Genomic DNA, 3,784 nt, shown 5'->3' with positions numbered 1-3,784 from the left:
TGTCGTCGCGCTCGAAGTACGCGCAGCTGTAGGTCTGCGTCGGGTCGAGGAACAGCCGGAAGAAATCGTCGGAGAGATCGTAGTGCGCCTGCACATCGCGGAAATGCGGTGTCAACTTCTGTGGCATGCCGGTGCGCCTTCCCCCTCCCCTGCTGTCCAGCCTAGACGACCGTCGGGCTCTTTCGTGGCAGCCGCGACCCGGGCCGCAGCCCGCGTCGCGGTGTCACGCGGCGGCGAATGTCGCCGTCAGCTCGCTGATCACTTGGTCCCACAGCGGCTCCGGCAGGTCGTGTCCCATCCCCTCGAACAGGACCAACCGGGCACCCTTGATCGCCTTCGCCACCGCACGTCCGCCGGAGGGTCGCATCAACGTGTCGGCCCGGCCGTGCAGGACGACGGTGGGCACCGTGGTCCGCCGGTTGTAACCGACCAGGCTGCCGCTGCCCAGGATCGCGTTGAAGTGCCGCGCCACGCCCCAGGGGTAGTAGCTGCGCTGGTAGCTCTCGATGGCCTCCGCCCGGATCTGGTGCTCCGGCGCCGGATAGGCGGGGCTGCCGGTGATCCGGGTCACCCGGACCGTGTTGTCGACGATCACCTCCAGCGGCGAGCCCGGCGGCGGGCCCTTGAGCACCGCCCACAAGGCGCGCGGCGCCGGCGGCGGCAGCAACGGCCGGTTGTTGCTGGAGAAGATCACGGCCAGCGACCGGGCCCGCTCGCTGAACCGGGCGGCGACGATCTGGGCGATCATGCCCCCCATCGAGGCGCCGACGATGTGCGCCCGGTCGATTCCGAGGTGGTCGAGCACCGCCACCGCGTCGTCGGCCATGTCCTCCAGCGTGTAGGCCGCTGTACTCGGGATGCCCAGCCAGAACTTGAGCATCCGGGGCAGCAGCGGCCCGCTCGGGTCATGGTGGCCGGTTTTGGTGGACAGTCCGACGTCGCGGTTGTCGTAGCGGATCACCCGCAGACCCTCGGCGACGAGTTTTTCGCAGAACCCCGTGCGCCACAGCAACAGCTGCGCACCCAATCCCATGATCAGCAGCACGGCCGGGTCGTTGGGGTCGCCCATGTCCTCGTAGTAGAGCTCAACAGGGTGAGGATCGCTGCCCGAACGCGCCATGCCGGTTCGCAGTTCCACTTCTTTAGACCTCTCTAGACCTCGATGTCGGTCTGGTGCTCACGGCTGACCTCGACCATGAAGTTGGCGAAGTAGCCGGTCAGCTGCGGGTCGGACATCATCTGCCAGTGCGGCGCCAGCAGCTTCATGTACCGCTCGACATACAGGAACTGTTTGCCGATCAACACCAGCTCGCGCGGCAGCTTGACGTCGTAGGCGTCGGCCAGCGCGGAGAGCTGCCGGCCGATGTCGGCGTAGGACATCTCCCCCAGCGACTTCATCGTCAGCGGGGTGGAGAAGGCCGCCAAGTCCCTGGCGGCCTGCGCTTCGGGCTTGACGGTGCCCACGGCGCCCATCAGCACGACGATCTTGCCCGCCGCCGCGTGGTCCTTTTTGACCAGCAGGGCGTACACCAGCTCGCGCAGCAGCCAGCGGGTGCGCGGGTCGATGCGGCCCATGATGCCGAAGTCGAAGAACACGATCCGGCCCGCCTCGTCGACATAGAGGTTGCCGGCGTGCAGGTCGCCGTGAAACAGCCCATGCCGCAGGCCGCCCTCGAACAACGAAAACAGCAGCGCTTTGACCAGCTCGGTGCCGTCGAACCCGGCCTTGCGGATCGCAGCGGCGTCGTCGATGCGGATGCCGCGCACCCGCTCCATCGTCAGTACCCGTTCGGTGGTGAGGTTCCAGTACACCTGGGGCACCCGGATGCCCCGGCCCAGCGGGGAGGCGTGCAAGTGCGAGACCCACGCCTCCATCGACTGCGCCTCGAGGCGGAAGTCCAGCTCTTCGGCCAGGTTGTCGGCGAAGTCGGCGACGACGTCTTGGGCGGAGAGTCGCCGGCCCAGCTTGGCCAGCTCGACGGCCTGGGCAAAGCGCCGCAGGATCTGCAGGTCGGCCGCGACGCGGCGGCGGATACCGGGGCGCTGGATCTTGACGACGACCTCCTCGCCGCTGTGCAGGGTGGCGTAGTGCACCTGGGCGATCGACGCCGACGCGAACGGTTCCTCGTCGAAGGAGGCGAACAGCTGCGAGGGCTCGGCGCCGAGCTCCCGGCGCAGCAGTGTGTGGATGTCGTGCTTGTTCGCCGGCGGCACGCGGTCGAGCAGGCTGCGGAATTCCCGGGACAGCGGTTCGCCGAACGCGCCCGGGCTCGACGCGATGATCTGCCCGAATTTGACGTAGGTCGGCCCGAGGTCGGTGAAGGTCTGCGGGATCTCCTTGATCACCTTCTGCTGCCAGCCACCCCGGCCCGGCAGCTTGGTCGCCACGCGGGCGGCGGTGCGGGTGAGCTGCCAACCGGTGGCGCCGATGCGGGCCGCTTCGACCGGCAGCGACACCCGGTCCAGTCTGGCTACTGGGCGATGACTGTTGGAACTCATCCCCGCAGTCTCTCAAATCGTCCGGTGCGTTTCCGAATGCCACAGCTCGCGGCCGTGGTGGCGTGCGCGCGAGCGTGCGCAGTCGCGTGCGCTTTCCGGCGTGTCTGTGCGTGGACACGCACGCTCGCGGCGATCACCAGCGGGGAGGGTCATAAGGTGCGGGGGTGCAGGTCATCTCCGCGGAGTCGACGGAGCTGTTCGTCGGGCCGCCGCACACGCCGCTGCAGCTGGCCCGGGTCACGCTCGGCGGCTGCACCGAGCCGACCCGGGTGCAGATCGACGGCGACGGCCTGAGCGGCGCGGCGCTCGCCGGAGCCGGGCAGGACGTCGTGGAGGTGCCGGTCGCCGTCGAGGATCCGGTGATCGGGCAGCGCCGCACCGGGCGGGTGCGGAGCGGCGACGTCATGGAGTCGTTCGTGTTCACCGTCGCCGAGCCCGGCTGGACGATGTTCATGATCAGCCACTTCCACTACGACCCGGTGTGGTGGAACACCCAGGGCGCCTACACCAGCGTGTGGCGGGAGGACCCGCCGGGCAGGTGCCGGCAGGCCAACGGTTTCGAGCTGGTGCACGCGCATCTGGAGATGGCCCGCCGCGAACCGGAGTACAAATTCGTGCTGGCCGAGGTCGATTACCTCAAGCCGTACTGGGACACCCATCCCGAGGACCGCGCTGATCTGCGCCGCTTTATCGCGCAAGGCCGGGTCGAGGTTATGGGCGGCACCTACAACGAACCGAACACCAACCTCACCAGCCCGGAGACGACGATCCGAAATCTGGTCCACGGCATGGGTTTCCAGCGTGACGTGCTCGGCGGCGACCCGGCGACCGCCTGGCAGCTCGACGTGTTCGGCCACGATCCGCAGTTTCCGGGGATAGCCGCCGACGCCGGGCTGACGTCGAGTTCGTGGGCCCGCGGACCGCATCACCAGTGGGGGCCGATGCACAGCGACGGCGGGGTAGCCGGCATGCAGTTCTGCAGCGAGTTCGAGTGGATCGCCCCGTCCGGGCGCGGCCTGCTCACCCACTACATGCCGGCGCACTACTCAGCCGGCTGGTGGATGGACGAGGCCGCGTCGCTTGCCGAGGCCGAGCAGGCCACCTACCGGCTGTTCGAGGAGCTCCGCAAAGTCGCACTGACCCGCAACGTGCTGTTGCCGGTCGGCACCGACTACACCCCGCCGAACAAGTGGGTGACCGCGATCCACCGGGACTGGGGCGCGCGCTATACCTGGCCGAAGTTCGTCTGCGCGCTGCCGCGGGAGTTCTTCGCCGCGGTGCGCGC

At 68.6% G+C, this 3,784-nt stretch carries 3 protein-coding genes and 1 pseudogene; 1 reads left to right on the top strand and 3 read right to left on the bottom strand.

The window, feature by feature from the left end; translation table 11 throughout:
• From F6Q13_RS15965 to F6Q13_RS15955, 3 genes are all read right to left on the bottom strand, one after another.
• The coding region (locus tag F6Q13_RS15965; protein ID WP_293058584.1) for a class I SAM-dependent methyltransferase at window positions 1–127 on the bottom strand (127 nt) is incomplete at its 3' end.
• A 96-nt stretch (window positions 128–223) separates the two neighbouring features.
• A complete protein-coding gene (locus F6Q13_RS15960) occupies window positions 224–1,138 on the bottom strand; it encodes an alpha/beta hydrolase (RefSeq protein WP_293058578.1) in 915 nt (304 codons plus the stop codon).
• A 14-nt stretch (window positions 1,139–1,152) separates the two neighbouring features.
• Entirely contained in the window at window positions 1,153–2,499 is a 1,347-nt protein-coding gene (locus tag F6Q13_RS15955; protein ID WP_293058575.1) for an AarF/ABC1/UbiB kinase family protein, read from the bottom strand.
• 164 nt (window positions 2,500–2,663) lie between these two features.
• On the opposite strand from F6Q13_RS15955, the pseudogene F6Q13_RS15950 reads away from it, so the two are divergent.
• A pseudogene (locus F6Q13_RS15950) lies at window positions 2,664–3,784 on the top strand (alpha-mannosidase); the annotation flags it as partial.

Origin of the sequence: Mycobacterium sp., from assembly GCF_008709575.1 — a bacterium.
Classification (GTDB): domain Bacteria; phylum Actinomycetota; class Actinomycetes; order Mycobacteriales; family Mycobacteriaceae; genus Mycobacterium.
Note: the sequence above shows the minus strand (reverse complement) of the source record. Positions and strands in the feature narration are given on the sequence as shown.